At 44.6% G+C, this 20,874-nt stretch carries 30 protein-coding genes, 1 tRNA gene and 1 other annotated feature; of the genes, 2 read left to right on the forward strand and 29 right to left on the reverse strand.

Features of this window, described 5'->3' with window-relative positions; translation table 11 throughout:
- From xseA to FC07_RS00680, 11 genes are all read right to left on the reverse strand, one after another.
- Positions 1 to 1,356: an exodeoxyribonuclease VII large subunit gene (xseA, locus tag FC07_RS00630; RefSeq protein WP_057903202.1), complete on the reverse strand. Its 1,356-nt coding sequence runs from the start codon at positions 1,354 to 1,356 to the stop codon at positions 1 to 3.
- Positions 1,349 to 2,203, reverse strand: coding sequence for a bifunctional 5,10-methylenetetrahydrofolate dehydrogenase/5,10-methenyltetrahydrofolate cyclohydrolase (locus tag FC07_RS00635; RefSeq protein ID WP_083483142.1), 855 nt, complete (start codon positions 2,201 to 2,203; stop codon positions 1,349 to 1,351). The genes xseA and FC07_RS00635 overlap by 8 nt, the downstream gene beginning before the upstream one ends.
- A 96-nt stretch (positions 2,204 to 2,299) precedes the next feature.
- The gene (gene nusB, locus FC07_RS00640; RefSeq protein WP_057903203.1) at positions 2,300 to 2,725 is read right to left on the reverse strand and encodes a transcription antitermination factor NusB; all 426 of its coding nucleotides are present in this window, start codon (positions 2,723 to 2,725) and stop codon (positions 2,300 to 2,302) included.
- Positions 2,725 to 3,159: an Asp23/Gls24 family envelope stress response protein gene (locus FC07_RS00645; RefSeq protein ID WP_057903204.1), complete on the reverse strand. Its 435-nt coding sequence runs from the start codon at positions 3,157 to 3,159 to the stop codon at positions 2,725 to 2,727. The genes nusB and FC07_RS00645 overlap by 1 nt, the downstream gene beginning before the upstream one ends.
- A 23-nt stretch (positions 3,160 to 3,182) precedes the next feature.
- Positions 3,183 to 3,740 (reverse strand): elongation factor P, encoded by a 558-nt coding sequence (gene efp, locus FC07_RS00650; RefSeq protein WP_057903205.1) that lies wholly within the window; start codon positions 3,738 to 3,740, stop codon positions 3,183 to 3,185.
- A 155-nt stretch (positions 3,741 to 3,895) separates the two neighbouring features.
- Positions 3,896 to 4,969, reverse strand: coding sequence for a M24 family metallopeptidase (locus tag FC07_RS00655; RefSeq protein WP_057903206.1), 1,074 nt, complete (start codon positions 4,967 to 4,969; stop codon positions 3,896 to 3,898).
- Between the two features lie 173 nt (positions 4,970 to 5,142).
- On the reverse strand, positions 5,143 to 5,436 hold the full coding sequence (rpmA, locus tag FC07_RS00660; RefSeq protein ID WP_057903207.1) for a 50S ribosomal protein L27: 294 nt from the start codon (positions 5,434 to 5,436) through the stop codon (positions 5,143 to 5,145).
- Positions 5,437 to 5,454: 18 nt separating this feature from the next.
- Positions 5,455 to 5,808: a ribosomal-processing cysteine protease Prp gene (locus FC07_RS00665; protein WP_057903208.1), complete on the reverse strand. Its 354-nt coding sequence runs from the start codon at positions 5,806 to 5,808 to the stop codon at positions 5,455 to 5,457.
- 18 nt (positions 5,809 to 5,826) lie between these two features.
- Positions 5,827 to 6,138 carry a 50S ribosomal protein L21 gene (gene rplU, locus FC07_RS00670; RefSeq protein WP_057903209.1) on the reverse strand — a complete coding sequence of 104 codons (312 nt, stop codon included), beginning with the start codon at positions 6,136 to 6,138 and terminating at the stop codon, positions 5,827 to 5,829.
- Positions 6,139 to 6,152: 14 nt separating this feature from the next.
- Positions 6,153 to 6,226 (reverse strand) — a sequence feature (ribosomal protein L21 leader region).
- 79 nt (positions 6,227 to 6,305) lie between these two features.
- The gene (locus FC07_RS00675; RefSeq protein WP_057903210.1) at positions 6,306 to 6,635 is read right to left on the reverse strand and encodes a hypothetical protein; all 330 of its coding nucleotides are present in this window, start codon (positions 6,633 to 6,635) and stop codon (positions 6,306 to 6,308) included.
- 53 nt (positions 6,636 to 6,688) lie between these two features.
- A complete protein-coding gene (locus FC07_RS00680) occupies positions 6,689 to 6,925 on the reverse strand; it encodes a cytochrome b5 domain-containing protein (RefSeq protein ID WP_057903211.1) in 237 nt (78 codons plus the stop codon).
- 227 nt (positions 6,926 to 7,152) lie between these two features.
- Between FC07_RS00680 and FC07_RS00685 the strand changes: the two genes are divergently transcribed.
- Positions 7,153 to 7,226, forward strand: a tRNA-Arg gene (locus tag FC07_RS00685).
- A 61-nt stretch (positions 7,227 to 7,287) separates the two neighbouring features.
- Here the strand turns inward: FC07_RS00685 and FC07_RS00690 are convergent.
- From FC07_RS00690 to FC07_RS00700, 3 genes are all read right to left on the reverse strand, one after another.
- A complete protein-coding gene (locus FC07_RS00690; protein WP_057903212.1) occupies positions 7,288 to 7,884 on the reverse strand; it encodes a sugar O-acetyltransferase in 597 nt (198 codons plus the stop codon).
- On the reverse strand, positions 7,881 to 8,447 hold the full coding sequence (locus FC07_RS00695) for a TetR/AcrR family transcriptional regulator (RefSeq protein WP_057903213.1): 567 nt from the start codon (positions 8,445 to 8,447) through the stop codon (positions 7,881 to 7,883). The genes FC07_RS00690 and FC07_RS00695 overlap by 4 nt, the downstream gene beginning before the upstream one ends.
- A 76-nt stretch (positions 8,448 to 8,523) precedes the next feature.
- On the reverse strand, positions 8,524 to 10,014 hold the full coding sequence (locus FC07_RS00700) for a flavocytochrome c (RefSeq protein ID WP_057903214.1): 1,491 nt from the start codon (positions 10,012 to 10,014) through the stop codon (positions 8,524 to 8,526).
- Positions 10,015 to 10,288: 274 nt separating this feature from the next.
- On the opposite strand from FC07_RS00700, the gene FC07_RS00705 reads away from it, so the two are divergent.
- On the forward strand, positions 10,289 to 10,540 hold the full coding sequence (locus FC07_RS00705; RefSeq protein ID WP_057903215.1) for a hypothetical protein: 252 nt from the start codon (positions 10,289 to 10,291) through the stop codon (positions 10,538 to 10,540).
- Positions 10,541 to 10,595: 55 nt separating this feature from the next.
- Here the strand turns inward: FC07_RS00705 and FC07_RS00710 are convergent, their stop codons facing one another.
- From FC07_RS00710 to FC07_RS00775, 15 genes are all read right to left on the reverse strand, one after another.
- On the reverse strand, positions 10,596 to 11,009 hold the full coding sequence (locus FC07_RS00710) for an MAG6450 family protein (RefSeq protein WP_057903216.1): 414 nt from the start codon (positions 11,007 to 11,009) through the stop codon (positions 10,596 to 10,598).
- A complete protein-coding gene (locus tag FC07_RS00715) occupies positions 11,002 to 11,460 on the reverse strand; it encodes a Panacea domain-containing protein (protein WP_057903217.1) in 459 nt (152 codons plus the stop codon). The genes FC07_RS00710 and FC07_RS00715 overlap by 8 nt, the downstream gene beginning before the upstream one ends.
- A gap of 505 nt (positions 11,461 to 11,965) precedes the next feature.
- A complete protein-coding gene (locus FC07_RS00720) occupies positions 11,966 to 12,916 on the reverse strand; it encodes a GH25 family lysozyme (protein WP_057903218.1) in 951 nt (316 codons plus the stop codon).
- Positions 12,916 to 13,143 (reverse strand): phage holin, encoded by a 228-nt coding sequence (locus tag FC07_RS00725; RefSeq protein ID WP_057903219.1) that lies wholly within the window; start codon positions 13,141 to 13,143, stop codon positions 12,916 to 12,918. The genes FC07_RS00720 and FC07_RS00725 overlap by 1 nt, the downstream gene beginning before the upstream one ends.
- Before the next feature lie 4 nt (positions 13,144 to 13,147).
- A complete protein-coding gene (locus tag FC07_RS00730) occupies positions 13,148 to 13,687 on the reverse strand; it encodes a phage holin family protein (protein WP_057903220.1) in 540 nt (179 codons plus the stop codon).
- A gap of 36 nt (positions 13,688 to 13,723) precedes the next feature.
- Complete coding sequence (locus FC07_RS15750) at positions 13,724 to 13,882, reverse strand: XkdX family protein (RefSeq protein ID WP_155797735.1); 159 nt, start codon at positions 13,880 to 13,882, stop codon at positions 13,724 to 13,726.
- A complete protein-coding gene (locus FC07_RS00735; RefSeq protein ID WP_057903221.1) occupies positions 13,882 to 14,217 on the reverse strand; it encodes a hypothetical protein in 336 nt (111 codons plus the stop codon). Before FC07_RS00735 ends, FC07_RS15750 begins: the two co-directional genes overlap by 1 nt.
- A gap of 12 nt (positions 14,218 to 14,229) precedes the next feature.
- Positions 14,230 to 16,575, reverse strand: a complete 2,346-nt coding sequence (locus FC07_RS00740; protein WP_057903222.1) for a pyocin knob domain-containing protein — start codon at positions 16,573 to 16,575, stop codon at positions 14,230 to 14,232.
- 14 nt (positions 16,576 to 16,589) lie between these two features.
- Positions 16,590 to 17,189, reverse strand: coding sequence for a hypothetical protein (locus tag FC07_RS00745; protein ID WP_057903223.1), 600 nt, complete (start codon positions 17,187 to 17,189; stop codon positions 16,590 to 16,592).
- Positions 17,186 to 18,403, reverse strand: a complete 1,218-nt coding sequence (locus FC07_RS00750) for a baseplate J/gp47 family protein (RefSeq protein ID WP_057903224.1) — start codon at positions 18,401 to 18,403, stop codon at positions 17,186 to 17,188. The genes FC07_RS00745 and FC07_RS00750 overlap by 4 nt, the downstream gene beginning before the upstream one ends.
- On the reverse strand, positions 18,396 to 18,755 hold the full coding sequence (locus FC07_RS00755; RefSeq protein ID WP_057903225.1) for a DUF2634 domain-containing protein: 360 nt from the start codon (positions 18,753 to 18,755) through the stop codon (positions 18,396 to 18,398). Before FC07_RS00755 ends, FC07_RS00750 begins: the two co-directional genes overlap by 8 nt.
- Position 18,756: 1 nt before the next feature.
- Positions 18,757 to 19,104 carry a hypothetical protein gene (locus FC07_RS00760; RefSeq protein WP_057903226.1) on the reverse strand — a complete coding sequence of 116 codons (348 nt, stop codon included), beginning with the start codon at positions 19,102 to 19,104 and terminating at the stop codon, positions 18,757 to 18,759.
- Positions 19,101 to 19,967 (reverse strand): phage protein, encoded by an 867-nt coding sequence (locus tag FC07_RS00765; protein ID WP_057903227.1) that lies wholly within the window; start codon positions 19,965 to 19,967, stop codon positions 19,101 to 19,103. Before FC07_RS00765 ends, FC07_RS00760 begins: the two co-directional genes overlap by 4 nt.
- An 11-nt stretch (positions 19,968 to 19,978) precedes the next feature.
- Complete coding sequence (locus FC07_RS00770) at positions 19,979 to 20,311, reverse strand: phage baseplate plug family protein (protein ID WP_057903228.1); 333 nt, start codon at positions 20,309 to 20,311, stop codon at positions 19,979 to 19,981.
- On the reverse strand, positions 20,311 to 20,874 hold the full coding sequence (locus FC07_RS00775) for a LysM peptidoglycan-binding domain-containing protein (protein WP_057903229.1): 564 nt from the start codon (positions 20,872 to 20,874) through the stop codon (positions 20,311 to 20,313). Before FC07_RS00775 ends, FC07_RS00770 begins: the two co-directional genes overlap by 1 nt.

The raw sequence follows: 20,874 nt of genomic DNA on the forward strand, positions 1-20,874 counted from the left end.
TTATTCCTCTTCTCTTGATTGCGGCTGAACAGACTTGACGGTTGCTTGAATCGTCGCATCCGCTACGTGAAGTGTTACCAATTGTGCCGGTTTAAAATCTGAAGCCTGCTTCAACACATTTTGCTGTTGATCGGTGACATAACTATAGCCTCGCGCCATGATCTTCAACGGGCTTAAATGATCCAACGATTGAACGGCCTGCTGGACCTGTTGCTGCTGATGCTGCATGTGTTGCTGCATGGCTTGTTGCAATTGTTGCTGTAACATGGCGACCTGCGTCTGCAACTGTTGCAGACGATGATCCGGTGTTTGCTGTTGCAAGCGATTTTGCACTTGTAACAGTTGCTGTTGCTGCCGCTGCACTTGTTGTTGAAAAGCAGTGTGTAATCGTAATTTCAATTGATCCACATTTTGCAAATACCCATCATAAAGCCGTTGCGGTTGGCGGAAAACATAGGACTGTTGTAAATATTCCACTTGTTTGGTCGCCAGATCAATTTTACTTTGCAACGCTTGATACAGGCGCGTTTGGGCTTGCTGTAATTGCAACAATTCATCACGAAGCACGGGTACTGCTAGTTCTGCTGCGGCAGTTGGCGTTGCCGCACGAACATCCGCCACTAAATCGGCGATGGTCGTATCTGTTTCATGACCAACAGATGAGATTGTCGGTATCTGTGAAGCGGCAATGGCCCGGGCAACGATTTCTTCGTTAAACGGCCACAGATCTTCAATTGAGCCGCCGCCACGCCCAATGATCAGTGTATCAAAATCCGAAAATTGATTGACTTGTTGGATCTTGGCCACAATATCAGCTGCTGCCGAATCACCTTGTACCAGTGTTGGAAATAAAATAATCTGTGCAATTGGATAACGGCGCCGGGCTGTGGTAATAATATCCCGAATAACAGCGCCACTCGGACTTGTGATCACCGCAATTTTCTTTGGAAACTTAACCAACGGCCGCTTGGTTTGCTGAAATAAGCCTTCAGCCGCCAATTTCTTTTTCAACTGCTCATAGGCTTGGTAAAAGGCCCCGACGCCATCTGGTTCCATGCGCTCAATATAAATTTGATAGTTTCCTGTCGGTTCATATAACGAGATCCGGCCAACAACCAGCACCTTCATCCCTTCTTCAGGCGTAAATTTAACCTTATCAAAGGCCGAACGAAACATAATCGCACTGATTTTAGCATGATCATCTTTCAAACTAAAGTATTGATGGGCATGCGGCCGCAACCGGAAGTTTGAAATTTCGCCGGTTAGAAAAACCCGATCTAAATAGGGATCGTGTTCAAACTTGGCCTTTAAATACTTGGTTAAGGTCGTAACCGTTAAATAATCGGTTTTAGGCATTGGCTTGGCTTCCTTCTGCTAAGGCAACGATCTGTGTCATTAACATCACATTGGTCATGGGACCAACGCCACCGGGTACCGGTGTGATGGCCCCAGCTTTAGCGGCAACATCATCATAAGCAACGTCCCCCACTAATTGACCTGCTGCATTTTGATTCATGCCCACATCGATCACCACGGCACCTGCTTTCACAGCATTGGCATGTAACCATTCTGGTTGTCCTGTTGCGGCAACGATTAAATCAGCTTGTTGCAATAATCCTGTCAAGTCTTTGGTACGACTATGGGCAAGGGTCACGGTGGCATGCTGATTGGTTAACAACGCTGCAATGGGCTTGCCCACAATGGTACTGCGCCCAACCACTACAGCATTGGCGCCGACTAACGGAATTTGATAAGCCTGCAGCAATTGCATAATGCCATAAGGCGTGTTAGGCAATAAACCAGGCTGCCCTGTTAAAATACGGCCTAAATTTAGGGGATGAATGCCATCAGCATCTTTTGCTGGATCAATGGCCGCAATAATGGTTTGACTGTCTAATTGTTTTGGCAGCGGCATTTCTAACATAATGGCATGAATGGCCGCATCTTGATTCAATTGTTGAATTTGTTGAATCAGTGTTGTGGCAGTCACATTAGCCGGAAAACGAAAAACAGCGACTTCAATCCCTAACCGTTCGGCCCGCCGAACTTTATTCCGCAAATAAATTTCACTGGCAGGATCAGTGCCTGCAATGATCACTGCAAATTTAGGTTGAATCTGCTGTTGCTGTAATGCTGCCACCCGTTGTTTCAAGGTCGTTGTCATTTTTTTTGCTAAAGTTTTACCATCTAAAATCGTCACCAAAGAAAAACCACCTTTTTGATTGAAAAAGAGCGACCCTTGCCACTACGGCTGTACCATAACACCTTACAGTACGGGGTCCACTCTCTCAACGCCTTATTATTCTGAATCAGATGTTGTTTGTTCGCGTAAAACAGCTGATAAAACGCCATTAATAAAGCGACGTGAACGCTCATCACTATATTCTTTTGCCAACTCTAACGCTTCGTTGACAGCTACTTTGCCTGGTACATTATCAACATCAAGCATTTCAAAAATAGCCATTCTTAAAATGGTCACATCTGTTTTCGCCAAACGTTTTAAGGACCAGTTTTGATTTAAATGTTGTGCGATTAAATCATCTAACGTTGCTTGTTTCGCGCAAACACCTTGCACTAACGTTTCTAAATAAACCGGAAGTGCTGTGTCGTCCTCAGTTCCTAATAAAGAATGCATGAGGTTTGCCTGATCAACATCCGGATTTGCGGCAACCGCAAATAAGGTTTGAAAAGCCAACTCTCGAATTTTATGCCGTGTTACTGCCACTATTTGTCACCATCTTCTTTGTCGCCAAATAAATTATCTGGATCAACAACATTTTCCATTTTTTCAGGGACGATGCCCACTACATGAATATTGACTGCAGCCAATTCTAAATCAGTCATAAATAACAACTGCTCCCGAATCGTTGTTTGCATTTTCAAAGCTACCTGCGGTACAGCAACACCATAGTTCAGGTAAGCGTAAACGTCTGCTGTGATTTGGTCATCGCTGACGCTGATTTTAACACCCTTGCCTTGATTTTGGCGACCAAATAAGGCGTTGATACTGGACGTTAATGTCCCGCGCATTTGGTAGACGCCATCCACTTTACGCGCTGCGATCCCTAAAATGATCTCAATCACTTCAGGTGCGATCTCAATGCGTCCTAAGGTTGGTTGTGCTTCATTTGTTAAAACAATATTGGTATCCTCTGCCATATTCAGATCCCCTTTATTCTAAGTTAAGCCCGTGACACGTAAGAACCATCTTGCGTACTAATAATTAATGTTTCGCCTTCATTAACGAAAAATGGTACTTGTACGCTTAAACCAGTTTCCATTTTAGCAGGTTTTGAACCACCTGATTGTGTATCGCCGCGAATCCCGGGCTCTGTTTCAGCCACTTTCAATTCAACTGTGTTTGGCAAGTTGATGCCAATCGTTTCGCTACCATACATCATAATGCTGACTTCCATATTTTCCTTCAAGTAATTCAATTCATCTCGAATTTTATCACCTGGTAAGGATAATTGTTCATAAGTATTCATGTCCATGAACACATAGTTGTCACCATCTTGGTAAAGGTATTGCATTTTTTTGTTGTCAATCTGTGCTTTATTGACCTTTTTCCCTGCCTGGAATGTTTTTTCTTGAACGGCACCGGTCCGAATGTTTTTTAATTTAGAACGGACAAATGCACTGCCTTTACCAGGTTTAACATGCTGAAACTCAACCACACGCCAAAGTTCACCTTCAACTTCAATGGTCAAGCCGGTTTTAAAGTCGTTTACAGAAATCATTTTAAAAAGAAACCCCCTGTTTCAGTCACCACACGCTTTGATACCAGCGGATGCGACTTCATTCCTCATTGGCGGACTAACTCACTCGGTCCCCAATATCATCTTAAATTATAGTTAATGATAGCAATAATACCAGGTGTTTGACAAGCCAGAACCTAAAGACTGATCAATTGTCGTTTTGGTGCCTGTGTCAAATTTTGGCAGCCCGTCACAGTGACCAATAAGTCATCAGCGATTCGCACGCCACCTAATCCTGGTAAATAAATCCCTGGTGCAATGGTGACAATATTCCCCGGCACCAATTGCGCCTGTTCGCCGGCTTGGATCAACGGCCCTTCTTGCGCCGTTAACCCAACACCAAATCCGGTGAGTGGGCCAAACTCTGGGCTATAACCTGATTTGGTCACCACTTGCCGAGCAATTTGATCTAATGCCATTCCTGTCAAACCCGGTTTTAAATTGGCAATTACATCAAGTTGCGCCTCTAACACGATCCCATAAACCTCTTGCAACTGTTGCTCCGGCAACCCAATCGCAAACGTCCGCGTTAAACGCGCAACATAGCCTTGATAGCGACAGCCAAAGTCAACGGTAAGCAGTTCCTGGCCACCGATGATGCGCTGACTGGTCGTCCCTTGTGCTAATGCTGAACGTGTACCACTTAATAACCGCATTGGCAGTGGAAAATCAGTCACACCTTGTTGTCGCATTTCATATTCCAGTTGGTTGACCACTTCAAATTCGGTCATCCCAGGATGAACAATCTTTAACAAACGCTGGTAACCCCAGTCTGCTAATTTTGCCGCCTGCGCCAAGCTGTCGATCTCATCTGTGTCTTTCACTTCTCGTAATGCTTCGATCATCCCTGTAACCGGAATTAACCCGATATCAAATAAATCAGCCAATTCATCATAAAGGTTAAACGACACATCACTGGCCTCAAAACCCAAATTTGTTAAATTTTTAGGTGCGACAAGTTGTTGCACCTTTTCAAAAAGCGATGGTTTGCCCTCAAGTACAATAAAATGCTGTGGCGTAACCTGTTGTTGCGCCTGACGCATTAATTGCGCATTGGTAACAAAGAAAGCTTCTGTACGCGTAATCAACGCCACGCCAGTGGACCCTGTAAAGGCCGTTAAGTAACGTAAATTATCAGACTGGGTGACCAATAAACCATCTAATTCAATGGCCGCCATCCGTTCACGCAGACGCCGTAATCGATCTGCCAAAGACTCACCCCGCATTCGTGATTTCTTAAAAAGCTAAGCCTATTATAACAAACTTACGGCCTATCTGAAATATCACAGTCATTTTGTCAACCAGACAACACCCTGGCTAACCACTACGATCACTGATCCGTGCATTAAAAAAGACCGGGGAATCCCCGGCCTATCAAAATAGCCTATTTAGCTGCTGCTTCAGCAGGATAAACAGAAACTTTTTTATCTTTCTTGCCTAAACGTTCGAAACGAACAACACCATTTGCCTTTGCAAATAAAGTATCGTCGCCACCGATGCCAACGTTTTCGCCAGGATGAATCTTAGTACCGCGTTGGCGGTATAAAATTTGACCTGCTGTAACGGTTTGACCATCAGCACGTTTGCTTCCCAAACGCCGACCAGCAGAGTTACGACCGTTTGAAGTCGAACCACCACCTTTATGGTGAGAGAAGAATTGTAAGTTCATTTTCAACATAATCCGTGTACCTCCTGTTTAGAATGGGGTCACTGACTCATCGATTGTCACCGTTAAATATTTTGCATAGGTTTGCGCAATATCTTGTAATGATAATCGTAAGCTTGCTAATAATAATTGGGCTTTGTCAAATTGTGTCTGGGTTAAATGATCACTTAACCAAAACTCAATATGACCACCGTTTTCTTCATCCAAAGTCACTTTGGGGTCAAAATCGGCTAAAGCCTCAATACTATTCAACGCGCCAATCGTAACCGCTGAAACAGCGGCACAAACGATATCACTGCCATAAGGACCTGAATCAGCATGACCCGTTAAACGAAAATAACGAATCACTTGCGCTGAATCTTGCTTAAAAACGGCTTTAATCATGAGCTCACTCGCCTTTAATTATGCATTGATTGCATCAATTTTTACCCGTGTGTATGGTTGCCGATGACCAGTCTTTGTATGACTGTGCTTCTTAGGCTTGTACTTGTAAGTAACAACTTTCTTTTCCTTGCCTTGCTTTTCAACTGTACCTGTAACAGTTGCATCAGCAACAGTTGGTGTACCGATCTTAGCAGCACCTTCACCGGCTACAAGAATAACATCAGAGAATGTTACTGTTTCGCCTTCTTGGGCATCTAATTTTTCAACCCAGATTTGTTGGCCTGCTTCAACCTTCAATTGCTTACCGCCTGTTTTGATAATTGCGTACATAAATTCGCACCTCCTTAACATCTTAGACTCGCCGAAGTAAGCGTTCATCGAGAACTTAAAGGCTCACCTCGAGCGGTTGTAGCTGTGGAAGCCACAAATACAACGTTCATATGATAGCAAATTTTCGAACAAGTCGCAAGTCTAAATGCTAAATTTCTACCATAAATTTAGGCCAGCAATAACCGCTGATGTTGCCGATCGATCCGGTAACCAAATAAAGGATGACTGGCTGCCCCTAGCTCGATGTAACAAAAACGTTGTCCCTCTGCTTGCGCCAATAGCAATACCAGCTCCCAAACTGTAATCGGTTTTGCATTAGGATTGATCTCCAAATACAATTGTTGTGCGCCTGTCTGATGTAACTGACGAATGGGCTGGGGGTGTGTTTGATCGACGATTCCCGTTTTCTTGCCATGCTGATTGGCGCCTTGTTCATACCAAACCGTATACTGGCGGTTAATATTACCCAGCATCACTTTTAAATCAATACATTGCATTTTATTGCCTCACATGAAAAGACCTCAGTCAGTGACTGAGGTCTTGGTTTGATTTAACCGACATATTTACCAACCACGTCTAATTTTTCAAGAACGGTTTTGCCGTGTGGTGCGTGAATGATCACATCTGATAGGTCTTGACCTGCGGTTTGACCATGATGTTTACCACCAGCCCATGGCTTCACGTTTGACACGTCATAAACCGTCCCATCAATGGCCACATAAGCTGGTTTACCTGCTGCACCATCAAATTCAGCTAATTGTGCTTTTGTAAAAGTTTTCTCGGACATAATACGACCTCCTCAATACCTTACGCAAACTTCGCATTAACAACCTGTGTAAAGGATTCTACACAACCTATAAAACAAGGCGTTTCTAGCTTTGATCTGCTGAGAGCGCTTCATGTTTTAACGTAAATTCATTGTAGCATGCCCGATTCCATTAAGAAATCTATTTGCTTCTAAATCGAACAGTAATTGACAGGCCTCCCAGACTTCTTTATAATAATGAGCGTTATGTCGCAGTAGCTCAGTTGGATAGGGCAACGGTCTTCTAAACCGTAGGTCGTGGGTTCGAACCCCACCTGCGACAGTTATAAGTGCTAAAAAAGCTGTTCATTGCTAAACGCTAGTTTAACAATGAACAGCTTTTTTTATTTTATATCAAATTGTTCCACTTGCAATCGATCAGCTGCTGTTACAGGGCGTAATACCTGGCAAGGACTGCCAACTGCGACAACCCCTGCTGGAATATCGCGATTCACAAAACTATTGGCGCCGATCACACTACCAGCACCAATGGTCACCCCACCGGCAACCACCGTGTTGGCCCCCAGCCAAACATTTTCTGCGAGTGTGATTGGTGCACTGGTGCTAACCCCTTGAGCGCGTTGTTCGGCGACTAAGGCATGACCGGCACAAGCCAATACGACACCAGGTGCCAAAAATGCACCTGCGCCAATGATCACTGGCGAAGTATCCAAAATTGTACAATTGTCATTCACATAGGCAAACCCTTGAAAGTGAATGTTAAAGCCGTAATCACAATTAAAATTCGCCATCACAAACGTGTTTGCTTGCACGGTTCCAAATAATGTGGTCATCAGTGCTTGACGTGCGGTTTGGCATGTTGGATCCAACTGATTCAACTGCCAGCATAAGTGCTTGGCCTGTTGCTGTAATTGTTGCGGCGCTTGCTGGGCATTGGCCACATAAGGAACTTGTTGCTGCATACGTTCTAAATAAGTCATTTTTCACCTGCTGATGCTTCAAAAAGTTTGCTTAATCGACTGAGACTGACTTGAATTTCTTGACTGCTTGGCAGCTGTTGGTAAGCCAATAAATAGTCCAACAAGCCTAATATCACGGATTCCATAACTGTTTGCTCCAACAAACTAGGTGCAGTTCCGAGTAAGGTTTTAACCACCTGCGTAATGCGCTGTTTCAACGCCTGCTCCAAATCTAATTGCGGCAAATGAATCGTGCGTAACGCCAGCATCGGTCGCCGATAACGTGCCAGTAATTGGGCTAAATGTGGTCGTAATCGGTTGATGATCTCATCTAGGGTCAATGACGCTTTTGCTAAGGCAATTCGTTCTTGGCCTAACTGATCGTACCACTGTAAAATGGCATCACTCATTTGCGTTGCTAGATCGTATTTATCCACATAATGTTTGTAAAATGTTTGGCGGTTGATCATGGCACGTTCTGCTAATAAACTGATGGTCACATGTTGAAACCCAACTTCCAATACAAGCTCTATGAAAGCATTTTGAATCAAACGCTGCGTCCGTTGCACCCTTAAATCTGGCATTTAGGTCACCTCTTTTTGACATTACTTTTATTATAGCGCAAAAAACAGCCTCCAACATCGAGGCTGTTTCAAGGCTTTATTTCAAATAAGCAGCGGCTTGATTCCCCGCTTGACGACCAAAGACAATGATCGCACAAACAGAGTTCCCGCCGATTCGGTTATAGCCGTGTAAACCACCCACGACTTCACCTGCAGCATATAAACCAGGAATGGTTTTACCAGACTTCTTCAAAACCTGTGTCTTGGTATTGGTCTTAACCCCACCCATGGTGTAATGAATCCCAGGTGCAATTGGAATCGCATAGTAAGGCCCTTGGTTCAACTGATGATCCATCCCAGTTGTCCGACCAAATTTATCTTTATGATCCGTAACTGATTTGTTCCACGTGGTCATTGTCTTTTCCAATTCAGTAGCTGGTACATTAATTTGCTTGGCTAACTCAGCAACCGTGTTGCCCTGCTTCGTGAAGCCTTTTTTAATGTATTGGTTGATGACTGCAGAACGTTTTAGAACACCGGCATCAAAGACAACGTAGGCCATTTTACCGTCTTGCTTATTAATGGCAGCTGAGACTTTATCCCGGGTCCCCATATCATTGGTAAAACGGTCGCCTGCTTTGTTAACCAAAATACCGCCTTCACCACGCGTTGCCTCACCGATCAAATAAGGTGGTTTTTGGTAAACCGTTGGGTGAATTTGAATTTGATCTAAGTTAGTGGTTGCCCCGCCTAACTTCGTGATCATCTTCAACCCATCACCTGTACTGCCTTTTTGGTTGGTTGAGACATAATTGGCTAAATCGGGACGATATTTTTTGATCATCTTTTTACTAGCCCCGTAACCACCAGTGGTCACGATTACGGCTTTAGCCTTGACCGTCTTGGTTTTTTCTTGGTTCATCACAACTTTGACACCAGAAACTTTGTTGTCTTTTTCATTAATTTTAGTCACATCAGCATTCACAAATAATGGGATCTTTTGTTGCTTCACATTCCGTAACAAGCCGCTGGCTAAATAAGTGCCCACGGCAGACCCATCATGTGGTCGATGCGTTCGCTTCACACTCATCCCACCAGAAATGGTTAACTTGTCCAATTTCATGCCCATGCTATCCAACCAATCAATGGCTGAGGCAGAGTTGTTTACCATATAATGAAGTAACGCTTTATCATTTTTATAATGGCCGCCTTTTAAGGTTTCCTCATAAAACTGCTTGTTGGTATCTTTAACGCCATTCTTCTTTTCAACTTTTGTTTCCGAGGCATTCATACCAGAAGACGCTTTTAACGTGTTCCCGCCAGCCGTTGGCATTTTCTCCAAAATCACTGGGTTTAAGCCCTTTTGCTTGGCTGCCAGTGCCGCAGACATACCGGCCCCACCAGCACCAACAATGATCACATCATATTTCTGTTTTAATTCCTTAGCTGGTGTGTACTTTGCTTTTGAAGCACTGGTGGTCACATCAGCTTTTTTGCTGGCTGCGCTAACACTGCTCACCATCCCTAAACCACTCGAAACAACTAACAATGCCGCCGCAAATGTTGTAAAAAGTTGTCCTTTCTTCATCGATTCTTCCCCCTTAAATTGTGTGGTTGCCACGCCCTTTTTGAATACGTCATTTATTATATCGGTTTGCTCATTCATGTGCAATACAAACCTTAAATTTACCTTAAAACAGAATCTAGTTAGAAACGCCTATATATCAATAATATAAAAATAAAGTCCGCCATTTTTTCGCCATTAGCATCTGGGCTAGGCTCTTTTGAAAGAGAAAAATGAATAATTTGCATAATTTGAAACAAGAGGAATCTAAAGCACATTTAATAGGAGGAAAAACACTATGGAGAAATTTATCGTTTTCGAAGCCAAGTCTGGCTCAATCGACGTTGTTGAGGTTAGGGACAACAAAGTACGCACCATGAGCTATGATAGTGTCGGCGGTTATTTTGACCACGTACAGACGTTTGAAGACGCCAATCAAGCGCATGCTGCGGCATTGGCGCTCAACGAGATCAACAAACAAACGCTAGATGATGATGCCGAGGGTATTGGATTTAATGACGTTGACATGGACAAACCGCCATTCAGCTAACATAGCAAAACCCCGTCACAATTAAGTGGCGGGGTTTTCAATTGCTTCAACTAATCTAATTGAAGAACTTATGTTTTGGATCAATTCGACAAATCACAAAGTAATTGTCTTCATTATAGTATCCGTGAATTCTAAACTTTGTTCTATCCTTACCTAAATGAAACATTTTTCTTTCTGTTTCATTAAAGACTTCTAAATTTTTAGCCCCATGCGGACCGGTTGTTCTAACGAAAAGTTTGGCAACATCAGTTATCGTTAGTCCCTTATTTACAGTTTCATTTATAAACTTAAAAAAGGTTCTACACTCATCAGGCTTTAGGTCTTTAAACATATAGCCATTATCTAGCTTTTCAGATATTGCTAATTTGAACTGTACCGTTCTGTTGTCCAGATCAGTTAGCAGTTTAGAACTTTTGGAACTATTCGTTTTAGTTTTGCCGGTAAGTTGCTTATCTTTTCTTTTAGTCACCGTTATAAATTCCTAAGTAAAAATCATGCATAATTTTATCATCTAATTGCTTATTGCTACGTTCACCTGGCATAACGCCTGTTCTAGCTGTTCTCCATGGAGTCTCTCTATGAGTCAATGCCTCAAGCTCATCAGCGTTCCGATCCCCATAAGTAGCCCATACTGACTCCAATAGATCAACTATACTCTTATCTTCAATTGATTTTGCGTTTGTGAATTTGTCTTGTGGAATGTCAGTCCAGCCGTATTCTTTACACTCTTTATACAGCTCTGGGGAGACCGGTCCATGAGCCCACGCTTCAAACTTGCTGTCACTAATTAGCGGCCTGTTTAATAACGCCATTCCCCATGCATAAGCATAGTAACAAAGTTTTTGTAATTTTTTATCACTCATTGATTCTTGCCTTAAAAACCAATTGGCAACATCAAAAACGCTTAAATTATTCTCCATTTTAGCACCCTCCCTCAACAGTCTGTTTACTCCAATATCCGAACAAATTATAACATGGATTGCTGAGCAAGTGTCAATATCTAATCTCTATTTATCTGTAATCAGCTGCATTCAAGAAACGATAAGAAGCAACAAGAAGCCATGAAAAAAATATGTGTAATGTACTGTTGTGAGCTGTTGCACCTACGAGCCTTCTAAAAATCACATTACACGAACTATAAAGTGTTTCAAACGTTAATAGTACGTTTTTTCATTAATTAGTCTTTTGAAATAAAAAAGCCCACTCCAAACGGAGTGAGCAGGAAAAATGAAAGAAAGAAAAAAGGGGAGACTTTTCACTTCCTTCTATATAAATTTGTTGATTAAACAAAAGTGTTGAGCTAGAGATTTCGGTGTTGAGCTACTCAACAATCAATGGCACCACCACCTTTCTAAACTGGTCGAAATCGACCAGTTTAAACAGACCTCACAAAAATAGCGGTCTTTACATGATCTGTAATAACCACTATTTCGAGAATGTGCCCCAAGTGCTAGTACGCTTGCCACCACTGTATTCACCACTGACAAGATAGCCAAATTTGTCGCCGCGAGGCTGACGTAGCCAAACATAGCCGTCATGGATAGAGTACGCATCATACTCGATTACGGCACCCTTGTTGAGTAACGCAATGAGTGTTGAGCTAGACTTAGCACCCCAGCGCAAGTTGATGTTTTGAGTCAGCTTGAAATGACCTTTTTCGGCGTACCAGGTGTCACCAACGCTGTCTTTCCAGCTTTTAGCAACACTTGCAGTTTTTGCAACAGTTTCCTTTTTGGAAATAGTTGGTTTAGCAGCTGGTTTCGACGCTGGCTTAGCAGCAGCCTTACTCGGGTTGGCAATCGCATGCCACTGATCTGGTGTCAGATAGAAAATTGACCGATCTAGCTGGCCTTCACTGTCGGTAAATTGCCAAGCAGTAACCACCTTAAACGGCCCGATATTGTAGATAAATTTAGGCACTGACCAGCTGGCCCGTAAGTCGGGATAGCCAGCAAACCATAATGGCGAGTATGGCACCAATGCGGCATTTTGCTTAACGCCATCACTGCCGGTATACAGCATAATCCAGACGCCGGTTAAATCGTGAATGCGCTTGGCAAATTGGAAACACCATTGAGTATTGCCCCAAGCAGCATTTTGCCCCTTTTCCCAATCCAAAATCAGAATAGCATCACGAACATAGCCCTTAATGTTGTTATAGAAGTAATTTGCTTCTGACACAGGATTGCCGCCCGCAGCATAGTGATAAACGCCTCGCAATTTACCAGCTTTTTTGGCAATCTGATACTTAGCGTCACAAGTCTTGGCAACAAAGCTAGTGCCCTGAGTAGCCTTTACGATAACACCGTCGGCACTATCCATAGCGGCGGTCTGATTAGTTTGATAGTCGGAAATATCAATTACTTTTAAACTCATCATTTGCCCTCCTTATCAGTCACACCAGGGGTGTTAGGGTTAACAACAATGCCCAAAACCGCCAAGAGCACAAAGGCCGCATTAACTACTGCAATCAGTTTTTGAGATAGCCCAGCTACATCAATGGTGTAGCCAAACGCAGCGGCAATTGTCTGTACCAAAAGCAATGCGGCCGGAATCAACGCTACCCAAAACACTTTGTTACTAATTTTAGTTTTCCAATTCATAAGATCACTCCTTATCATTATAATCGTGTCCAAAATACTTGCGAGCCTTGGCCTCTAATTCGTCGTTTAGCCATTTTAGCAGGCCAACTGGAAAGTATTTATCCCAGCCGAGCAAAGCCAAGTTAGCCAGCAACGAATATAGGTTATGGTGCATAAAAGCCAGAGTAATAACGAAAAATAGAAAAGAGCCTGTATGCATAGCATCATCTAAAAGGCTGGCGGCTACGCACATGCCAATGATGATCACATCACGAATCAGGCTGTTGTTTTGATGTGTGCTCTGTCGCTTATTAGCCTTATGGGCCAACTGCGAACCGGCCAACCAATCAAAAAAGATGATCAACACCAGCACCACGATAAACTCATTATGATGCACTTCCCATTCTTCGTGCTGAACCCATGTCGGAATCATCAATGTGACGCTCCCCACCGCACCAACCACCCACGAATGGTCAATTTTCATCTTACTAAGCGTCCCCAACAACTCCGATAAATTCACCCTCAACGCTCCCTCCTCTCCTACATCATGCTGATAAACATGCAAGATACAGCCGCCTCCTTAATTGAACTAAAATAGCGTCTACTCATCAGCAGACGCCGTGGCTGTTTCTTGATATTCTTGCCCAGTAATTTCTTTGTACTGGGCCTCTGTCAGCCCCACACCAACAAAAACTCGGTAGTAATCTGGGTCATTTTGGCCCCAACTCTTAAATAGCTTGCATTGATCGTAAACCGTCATTAGCTAGCACTCCCTTTCGTCAATAAGGCAACCTGTTGAGCCTGCGCCATTACCATTTGCTTGAGCGAGACGTTATCAGCGGCTTGCGCCATAATCATCTGCTGCATTGGGCTCGGTGTCGGGTCAACGATCGGTTTCTGTGTGCCGAGCCAGTCATAGTGCTCAGACCCCGAGGCTTGGCGCCAGGCACCGTCTTCAAATCGCGCATCTAGGTCATAATCGTTTGGCAGTGGCACGTCCGTATACGCTAGTTTACGATCAGTTGGCTTGGCCCACTTGTCGTTTTCCGCCGCGCCAAAAAACAAGTGCGTGTCAGCATCAAAATAATAAAGCATTTAATCCCTCCTTTAAGGTGTCCAACCATTCGGCGCCCACCACATGAAATGAAAATGAAATGGCATAGTTGCCGTTGGGCTTTCGGACAACGAATCAACGCCGAATGTTGGTGCTGCTCCTGAATAAGTTGTCCAGTTGGCCGTATGATATCCACCATCGCCGATTTCTTGCACAAATGAATTCAAGAATGAGCTAGTTGGCCAAGGCACATTAGCAGGCAGCGAGAACATTGCCTTATGTGTGACCGTGAAGCCCATAATAGATCCAGTACATGTAATCAGATAGTTCTTGCCAACCTTAACGATTCGATATCGTCCAACTTGCGCGACATCTGTGCCAGACCATTTTCCACCATTTAAAAGCGTAATTCCGGCTGTAACCTCACCCGAGTCATACATGTCGGCCTTTAGCGCCAAGGCGTTTGACATGTTGGTGTTAACCCACTGCTGGGTGGCAACTGCTTGATTGTTAGAATAGACGCCGCCAGGTGCCCAGAAAGCACCGTTGGTGTCCAGTCGAAACTCTTTTGCCGCTGTATCATTATTTTGAAAATTGGTAATAATTCTGGTAGCAGAATCAGACGCCATGATAAGAGTTTCATCTTGAACACTAGTAACTGCGGTCAAATTTGAAGGCATTGTTTTACCTACAACATCATTAAGATATGTGAGGGCAGCCTCTCCTGCGCCGACAATTGTTAATCCGCCGCCGGCTCCGTATACAATTGCATCGCCGTTTGCGTCAGAACCAGCTACAGCAACAATTGGACTCTTTTGCCCATTGCCAACGTCAAATTGCGTAATAGCACGTGGTGTCGTGTTTTTTGCCAATGTGGTTTGTGGAGCTTGAGCAAATATCTGCTTGCCTGTAAACGTTTGATTAGCTTCCAACTGAGCAAAACTTTGCCAAGCAGTCCAAGTACCTGAAATCAATTCGCGAAACTGCGTTCTTCGAGACCCAGAGCTGTACTCTACTAGAAACTGGAATATATCTGCTAATTTCAAAACCGTTAAGCCTAATGTTCCCGTTGCAAGAGGGCAGTTCTTTAACGTTGGGGTTACCGCAGCAGATGACGAATAAAAGCCAACCGTCTGCACTGCATTTAAATCAGTATTAGCCGCAATAGCACTTGCCCCAGCGGTCACCTTTCCGTTAGCTGTGCTCTGCGCATTATTGGCGGCTATCTGGGCGTTGCTCGCTGCTGTCTTATTAGCAGTAATCTGTGACTGTAAGCCCGCATCAGCTGAACTTCTAGCGTTAGTCTCAGCCACAACTGCATTATTGCGCGCCGTGGACTCAGCAGTAACTGCCGCCTTAGCACTAGCGGCTGCCGAGTTTGCCGCCGTGGTACCAACACCAGCGGCACTAGTTGCTGCACTGGCCGCATAGGACTTAGCCGCCGTACTAGTAGCCGCAATCGCCGAGGTATTAGCAGCTACGCTTGAGGCTAGCGACGCGTCTGCTGCCGATCGTGCAGTGACCTCAGTTGTATCAGCTTTAGTCCTAGCAGCCGCTTCTGCCGCAACAGCCGAATTAGCCGCTGTTGAATTAGCAGTGATTGCGGCTGCCATTGAAGCTGCTGAGCTATTGGCAGCAGATAAATACGTGTTAAATGTCGATTTGTTGTTAGTGATTTGCGTTGCTAACGAAGCAGCTGCTGAGCTTGCCGCAGTGCTATTCGTCGTGTCTGCCGCCGCTCTCGCCTTAACCTCAGCAGCTAAAGAAGCACTCGCAACACTATCTGCGGCGCTACGAGCCGCTGCCTCACCAATATTAGCCGCAATGGCAGCGGAACTCGCCGCCGCCACTTTAGAATCCGTGTACGAATTGGCTGCTGCACCTGTATCTTTACCGACCTTGTCTGTGTAGTCATGCAACCGATTATAGTCATCAACCGTTAAGGTTCCGGCACTATCGACTGTAATGTCCACATGATCGGTATTCGCAATTTTAAAACTACAATTGACCTGTAAGTTAACAGCCTCGTTGCCATCATAGGCATTCATATACTGGGCCTGATTGGCCTTTAATGCTGCAAAAAGGTGGTCTTTGCCATCAACTGTCGCCAAAATCAAAATGGTATTGAGCTGATAATCAGCCTTGACGTTGCTACCGTCTAGCACCAACTCGGTGGCAATCGTCGTTTTATCTTTACGCGTCACATTACTGACGTGACCGTCCTGATTATGGCTAGCACCAGTGATTGTTGCATCATCAAGCGTAGCCAACTGGTCGGCGGTATAAACCGTGCTGGACCCGATCACGCGCAAAAATTGCATTTTGGTGTTGTTAACAATGGCCTGATTAATCAAATCAGTACCAACCGTTGTCACAGCGCCCTGAAATTTATTAGACACCCAATCACTCCTTTCTACTCAAACGGAACTTCATTGTGGTAGATGATAGCCGAGTTACTGGCTACAACTGTCTTGACGACAATGCCTGCAACGTCGATAAATTGAAAATAATCAATTCTGACACCGGCAGCTACCACACTTTCAATCCGCCTGATCAAGTAATTTTGTTCCCATTCCGTACTGGCAATTTCCAGCGGAATATTGGTAATCCTAATTGCTAATGGCTCTTTTGACATGTCCAATTTACTACCGAGCGGGTGGCGTAATGACTCAACTTTAATGCCGTTAACGTCAACACCTAGCGAACTTTGAACAGCTCGCAAAACACCATCTACCGTGGCATCACCAGCCCGAATGATAATCTTTGACTTGATCATCACGCGATAAAAAGCGTCATCAGCCTGACCACGTTGCTCGCCGTATTTAAGTCCGAGAGCGTCCAGAGCCTTACCATTCGCGTTGTCTACACTCCGAAAAGCGTCAACCGTATGGTAGAGGTCGCTCACGTCTTGCAACGAATCAGTAAAGAATCGAATCAGTTTACGAATATTGGTACCATACTGGGCCGCAATTGACCCAGGAAACTTTTTGACCATGTCATCAAATAGACTCATGCGACCACCACCGTATCTGTCGTGATCGTTGCCCGTTGGATATCAGTCAGCGGAATATCAGCCGCCGTCAAATTATCTTTATCCGTGCCGATTTTAACGTCAGCGACGTCTAAGCCGGTGATATTGTCATACAGGTACTTGTATAAATACGAGTAATGGATTGTGCCGCCCATGCCGACAGACCGCACATAATCGACCACGGCTTGCTGAATCTGTGCGTTGCCGTCCAACGGAAATGCTTCATTTGTGGTAGCTGCCACGCTGGCAAAAATCTGAATCGCTGTCGGCTGATCGTAGTAAACGCTATGCGTGCTACCGCCTATGTCTTTGACATAGACCTCGATTGAGCCATAAGTTTGAATACCCGCAGCAATTGAGTCGAAAATAGCGGCACCAATGTCATCTTGGTTGCCGCCATCTACGTAAATATGGAGTGTCTTGGCTGGATTACCCGAAGCATCTGTGTCCATGGTGTCATTGACAACGATCTTAGCTGAGCTAACGCCAACCACATCACGGACCGCCGACATAACCCCGTTGTAGGGGCTAGACGGCGCTTCCTGACTGGCCTGCTCTAACCGATCGCGTAAGGCGTCATCATCTTCTAGGTCAGCACCACCAGTAATTTTACCAACTTCAACTAGCAAAACTTCTTCGACTGGCATCAACTGCTGGGCGATATAATCGCCGATTACACCCGGCTTGTTGTAATTGCTTCCCGTGCCATTGGCGTACAAGACTGTACTGGTACCCAGCCCGATATTTTTGTCATTATACTGTAAGACGCCTTGACCTAAATCACCAGTATCAATTGACGTTTTGCCTTGGTCAGCTAGAGTAATGTCCTCACTAGTCACATAAATCAGGCCATCATCAGTCTGAAATAGTGTGCCAGCTGGTACCACATACCCAGCAACGCCATAAATCTGCACCTCGCCGATTGCTGCTTGTGGTGCTTGCCGTACCAAACCGAGGTTAGCGGCTAGTTGATCGAGTGTGGTTCCCGTAGCAGAATCAGCAAACTGGGACTGATACACGAGCTCGGCCAGTTGATAAATTTGGTTGAGAAAAAAAGCAAGAACGCGAATGAAAATGCCGCCCACCGAATTAGGTGCTACGTTAGCATTCTCACCAAATAGTTCTTGCCATTTTTGTATTAAAGTCTGAATCAACTCGTCATAAGTTGGTCGTGTAAATCCATTTTCATCAAGCACCGATTGCCACCTCCATTCCGGTTTGAATTGTTTTGTCGATTGTAAAAGAGATTGTCGCGTTTAGATGACGTGATAGATGGTCAAGCTCTAAGTTGACTTCTCCCACTGCTGTAACTCGTGGGTCTTCGAGCAAAGCGTCTGTAATGGCCCCTGCGGCATAGAGTTCCTTGTAAGAGTCGCCAATCAGATAGTCCCAATCAAGCCCCATTTCAGCATCAGCAAAAAACTCGCCTTTACGGGTCCGCAGGGTCAGCGCAATGTTCTGTTTGACTTCCTCAACGTCCGAAACGACTGCAATGTCAGCGTCCTCAATTGCTAAATCTCCGCTACTATCCAGTTTTAAATCAATCAAATTAATACACCTCGATTACAAAAGCATCATTGACGCTATGTGTCCGATCACTAGCTAAATAGTAGTCTCGGTTACTGCCATCCCAGTTTTCCGTTGATCGGTCTATAAACGTAACCACCACAACGTCACCGATTTTTAACTCATCTCGCAATAATCGGCCGACATGGACATTTATTAATAATCCTCTCTTATTCCCAGACTGGGTTCTGGCCAGTGGCTGTACATCAACTTTTGAGTGATCCTTATTTTCAAATCTCGTCACGCGGCAAAGTTGTGCCACATTGGTAACAATGCCAAAATTGCGCATAAGCATTTTAATGAATCGAACATCTTGATCGCGTTTGCTCATGATTTTTGCACCGCCTCAATGCTGGTCGTCGGTTGCTCGCCATCAAAACTGTGCTCGCCGCTGATTACCATCACGCCTTGATTGACGTACTGGGTTTTGAGGTGCACATAGGCAAAAGTGGTTAGATGATAATTTAAAATGCTGTTGGCCGACCAGGCAAAGGCCCCTAATCCGTCGTCGTCGTCATAGTCGGTCCAATCGTCGTCACGGTCCTCACGTGTTGGGCTTTCCAGTAGGCCGGTGTTATAGCCAAGCTCGAACGAGTCAGCACCATTACCGTCATAGACGTACCGTAACGTTAATTGACCTCTCAAATAAAATAGGCTGGTCTTACAATCATCCGCAATCTCGCTTAGTACATCAAACGGGTGATCATCAGCCGTATAGCCGTCATCATAACGTTTATTGTCTTTGAGTGAGATATAGGTCAGATTGATACCAGCCTTACTAGCAACTGATTTAATGATGTCACTGGCATAAGCACCCTTACCAAATGTCAAGTTAACCTTTTTCATTTTGGTGTAATCCTGGCCTTCCAAGACCCGCAACACATAGGCCGTGTCGGCGTCCTCTAAGTACGGGATTGTTGTGCGGTAGATCGTGCCTGACATCAGCAGGCCAACATCTCCGGCATAGCCAGCATATAGAGAAACCTTGTTTCCCTTTTTGATGCGGTTAAAATCGGTCGGATTCATGTTATAAACCGTGATTTCACTGATATTCTTCTCGGCTTCGTTTGAAAATGGCACTGTAAAATGGATTTCCAGCCAGTTAGACGTCTTATTGTACTCATAAATCAATTGACCGCTATCGGTATCAACAACGACCTTGATGTAAAACTTGTACTGCGGTTTGCTCGCCATTTTCTCACCTCCTAAACCGTCTCATCAACCAAAGTATCAATGTACAAAAATACCGTGATACCAAAATTAGCCTTGGCCACAGTGCTCTCCTTACCAGATTCATCCATCGGGATAAGGTCAACAGCTGGGACTCGCGGGTCAACCGATCGGCGCCAGACACGTTTGCCGTATACCAGTTTTTCGCCCATAATAATTGGCTGAAACTCTGCATCATACAGGTCAATCGTGTAAAAATCGCCGATCTCGTTGTAATTAATGCCGATATAAACGTCGTCATTGCCAAATGTGGTTTCAAACACAAACGGCGCGTCATAATCTAATTCAAATTTCGAGCGGATAGCCATTAAGCAACCCTCGCTTTCACACCAATCGGAATACGCCGGTCAGGCCATTTATTCCAATTTCGCAGTGTCTGGATAGGCGTGCCATACTTTTGCCACCAACCCCAGTAGGTGTTGCCGGCCACAACCGTGACGTACTTGCCAGGGCTTTTTGGCTTGGTTGGCGCCTTAGCACCAACATGTTTCGCTTTGACGAAACTGGTATTAGCAATCCGAATATTGGTCAATGAGATACTAAACTTAACAGCGTTTGAATAGCCGCCCTCATCATACGTTTTCTCAAGGTGAGAAATAATCAAGTTTGGGTGGTGAATCGCACCGTTGTAGCTTAAAATCACGCCTTGTTCCTGCCACGTTAATAGTTGTGTAAATTTGTTATCAACCAGATGCTGATTGCCAGCCATGATTTTGCCTTCAAAATCCCACGTTTTGCTCTCCCGCTGTGTGTGGTCAATCATGGGCTGACCACGTTGTACGGGGTGCTGAGCAATGATGTTGTCAATCATTTCATGCTCGGACTCGACAAACAGCTCTAACTTCGTTTTGCCGTCACTTAATACACCCAT

The organism is Loigolactobacillus bifermentans DSM 20003 (genome assembly GCF_001434575.1).
GTDB classification, from domain to species: domain Bacteria; phylum Bacillota; class Bacilli; order Lactobacillales; family Lactobacillaceae; genus Loigolactobacillus; species Loigolactobacillus bifermentans.

What these genes read in the sequence shown, in the direction of transcription:
- FC07_RS00705 (WP_057903215.1), top strand. Translation starts at nt 10,289, where the DNA reads ATGGAGAAATTTATCGTTTTCGAAGCCAAGTCTGGCTCAATCGACGTT.
- FC07_RS00735 (WP_057903221.1), bottom strand. Translation starts at nt 14,217, where the DNA reads ATGCTTTATTATTTTGATGCTGACACGCACTTGTTTTTTGGCGCGGCG.
- xseA (WP_057903202.1), bottom strand. Translation starts at nt 1,356, where the DNA reads ATGCCTAAAACCGATTATTTAACGGTTACGACCTTAACCAAGTATTTA.
- FC07_RS00715 (WP_057903217.1), bottom strand. Translation starts at nt 11,460, where the DNA reads ATGGAGAATAATTTAAGCGTTTTTGATGTTGCCAATTGGTTTTTAAGG.
- FC07_RS00700 (WP_057903214.1), bottom strand. Translation starts at nt 10,014, where the DNA reads ATGAAGAAAGGACAACTTTTTACAACATTTGCGGCGGCATTGTTAGTT.
- FC07_RS00760 (WP_057903226.1), bottom strand. Translation starts at nt 19,104, where the DNA reads ATGAGCAAACGCGATCAAGATGTTCGATTCATTAAAATGCTTATGCGC.
- rplU (WP_057903209.1), bottom strand. Translation starts at nt 6,138, where the DNA reads ATGTACGCAATTATCAAAACAGGCGGTAAGCAATTGAAGGTTGAAGCA.
- FC07_RS00745 (WP_057903223.1), bottom strand. Translation starts at nt 17,189, where the DNA reads ATGAGTCTATTTGATGACATGGTCAAAAAGTTTCCTGGGTCAATTGCG.
- FC07_RS00675 (WP_057903210.1), bottom strand. Translation starts at nt 6,635, where the DNA reads ATGCAATGTATTGATTTAAAAGTGATGCTGGGTAATATTAACCGCCAG.
- FC07_RS00665 (WP_057903208.1), bottom strand. Translation starts at nt 5,808, where the DNA reads ATGATTAAAGCCGTTTTTAAGCAAGATTCAGCGCAAGTGATTCGTTAT.
- FC07_RS00695 (WP_057903213.1), bottom strand. Translation starts at nt 8,447, where the DNA reads ATGCCAGATTTAAGGGTGCAACGGACGCAGCGTTTGATTCAAAATGCT.
- FC07_RS00765 (WP_057903227.1), bottom strand. Translation starts at nt 19,967, where the DNA reads ATGGCGAGCAAACCGCAGTACAAGTTTTACATCAAGGTCGTTGTTGAT.
- FC07_RS00775 (WP_057903229.1), bottom strand. Translation starts at nt 20,874, where the DNA reads ATGGGTGTATTAAGTGACGGCAAAACGAAGTTAGAGCTGTTTGTCGAG.
- efp (WP_057903205.1), bottom strand. Translation starts at nt 3,740, where the DNA reads ATGATTTCTGTAAACGACTTTAAAACCGGCTTGACCATTGAAGTTGAA.
- FC07_RS00645 (WP_057903204.1), bottom strand. Translation starts at nt 3,159, where the DNA reads ATGGCAGAGGATACCAATATTGTTTTAACAAATGAAGCACAACCAACC.
- FC07_RS00770 (WP_057903228.1), bottom strand. Translation starts at nt 20,311, where the DNA reads ATGGCTATCCGCTCGAAATTTGAATTAGATTATGACGCGCCGTTTGTG.
- rpmA (WP_057903207.1), bottom strand. Translation starts at nt 5,436, where the DNA reads ATGTTGAAAATGAACTTACAATTCTTCTCTCACCATAAAGGTGGTGGT.
- FC07_RS00690 (WP_057903212.1), bottom strand. Translation starts at nt 7,884, where the DNA reads ATGACTTATTTAGAACGTATGCAGCAACAAGTTCCTTATGTGGCCAAT.
- FC07_RS00720 (WP_057903218.1), bottom strand. Translation starts at nt 12,916, where the DNA reads ATGAGTTTAAAAGTAATTGATATTTCCGACTATCAAACTAATCAGACC.
- FC07_RS00725 (WP_057903219.1), bottom strand. Translation starts at nt 13,143, where the DNA reads ATGAATTGGAAAACTAAAATTAGTAACAAAGTGTTTTGGGTAGCGTTG.
- FC07_RS15750 (WP_155797735.1), bottom strand. Translation starts at nt 13,882, where the DNA reads ATGACGGTTTACGATCAATGCAAGCTATTTAAGAGTTGGGGCCAAAAT.
- FC07_RS00680 (WP_057903211.1), bottom strand. Translation starts at nt 6,925, where the DNA reads ATGTCCGAGAAAACTTTTACAAAAGCACAATTAGCTGAATTTGATGGT.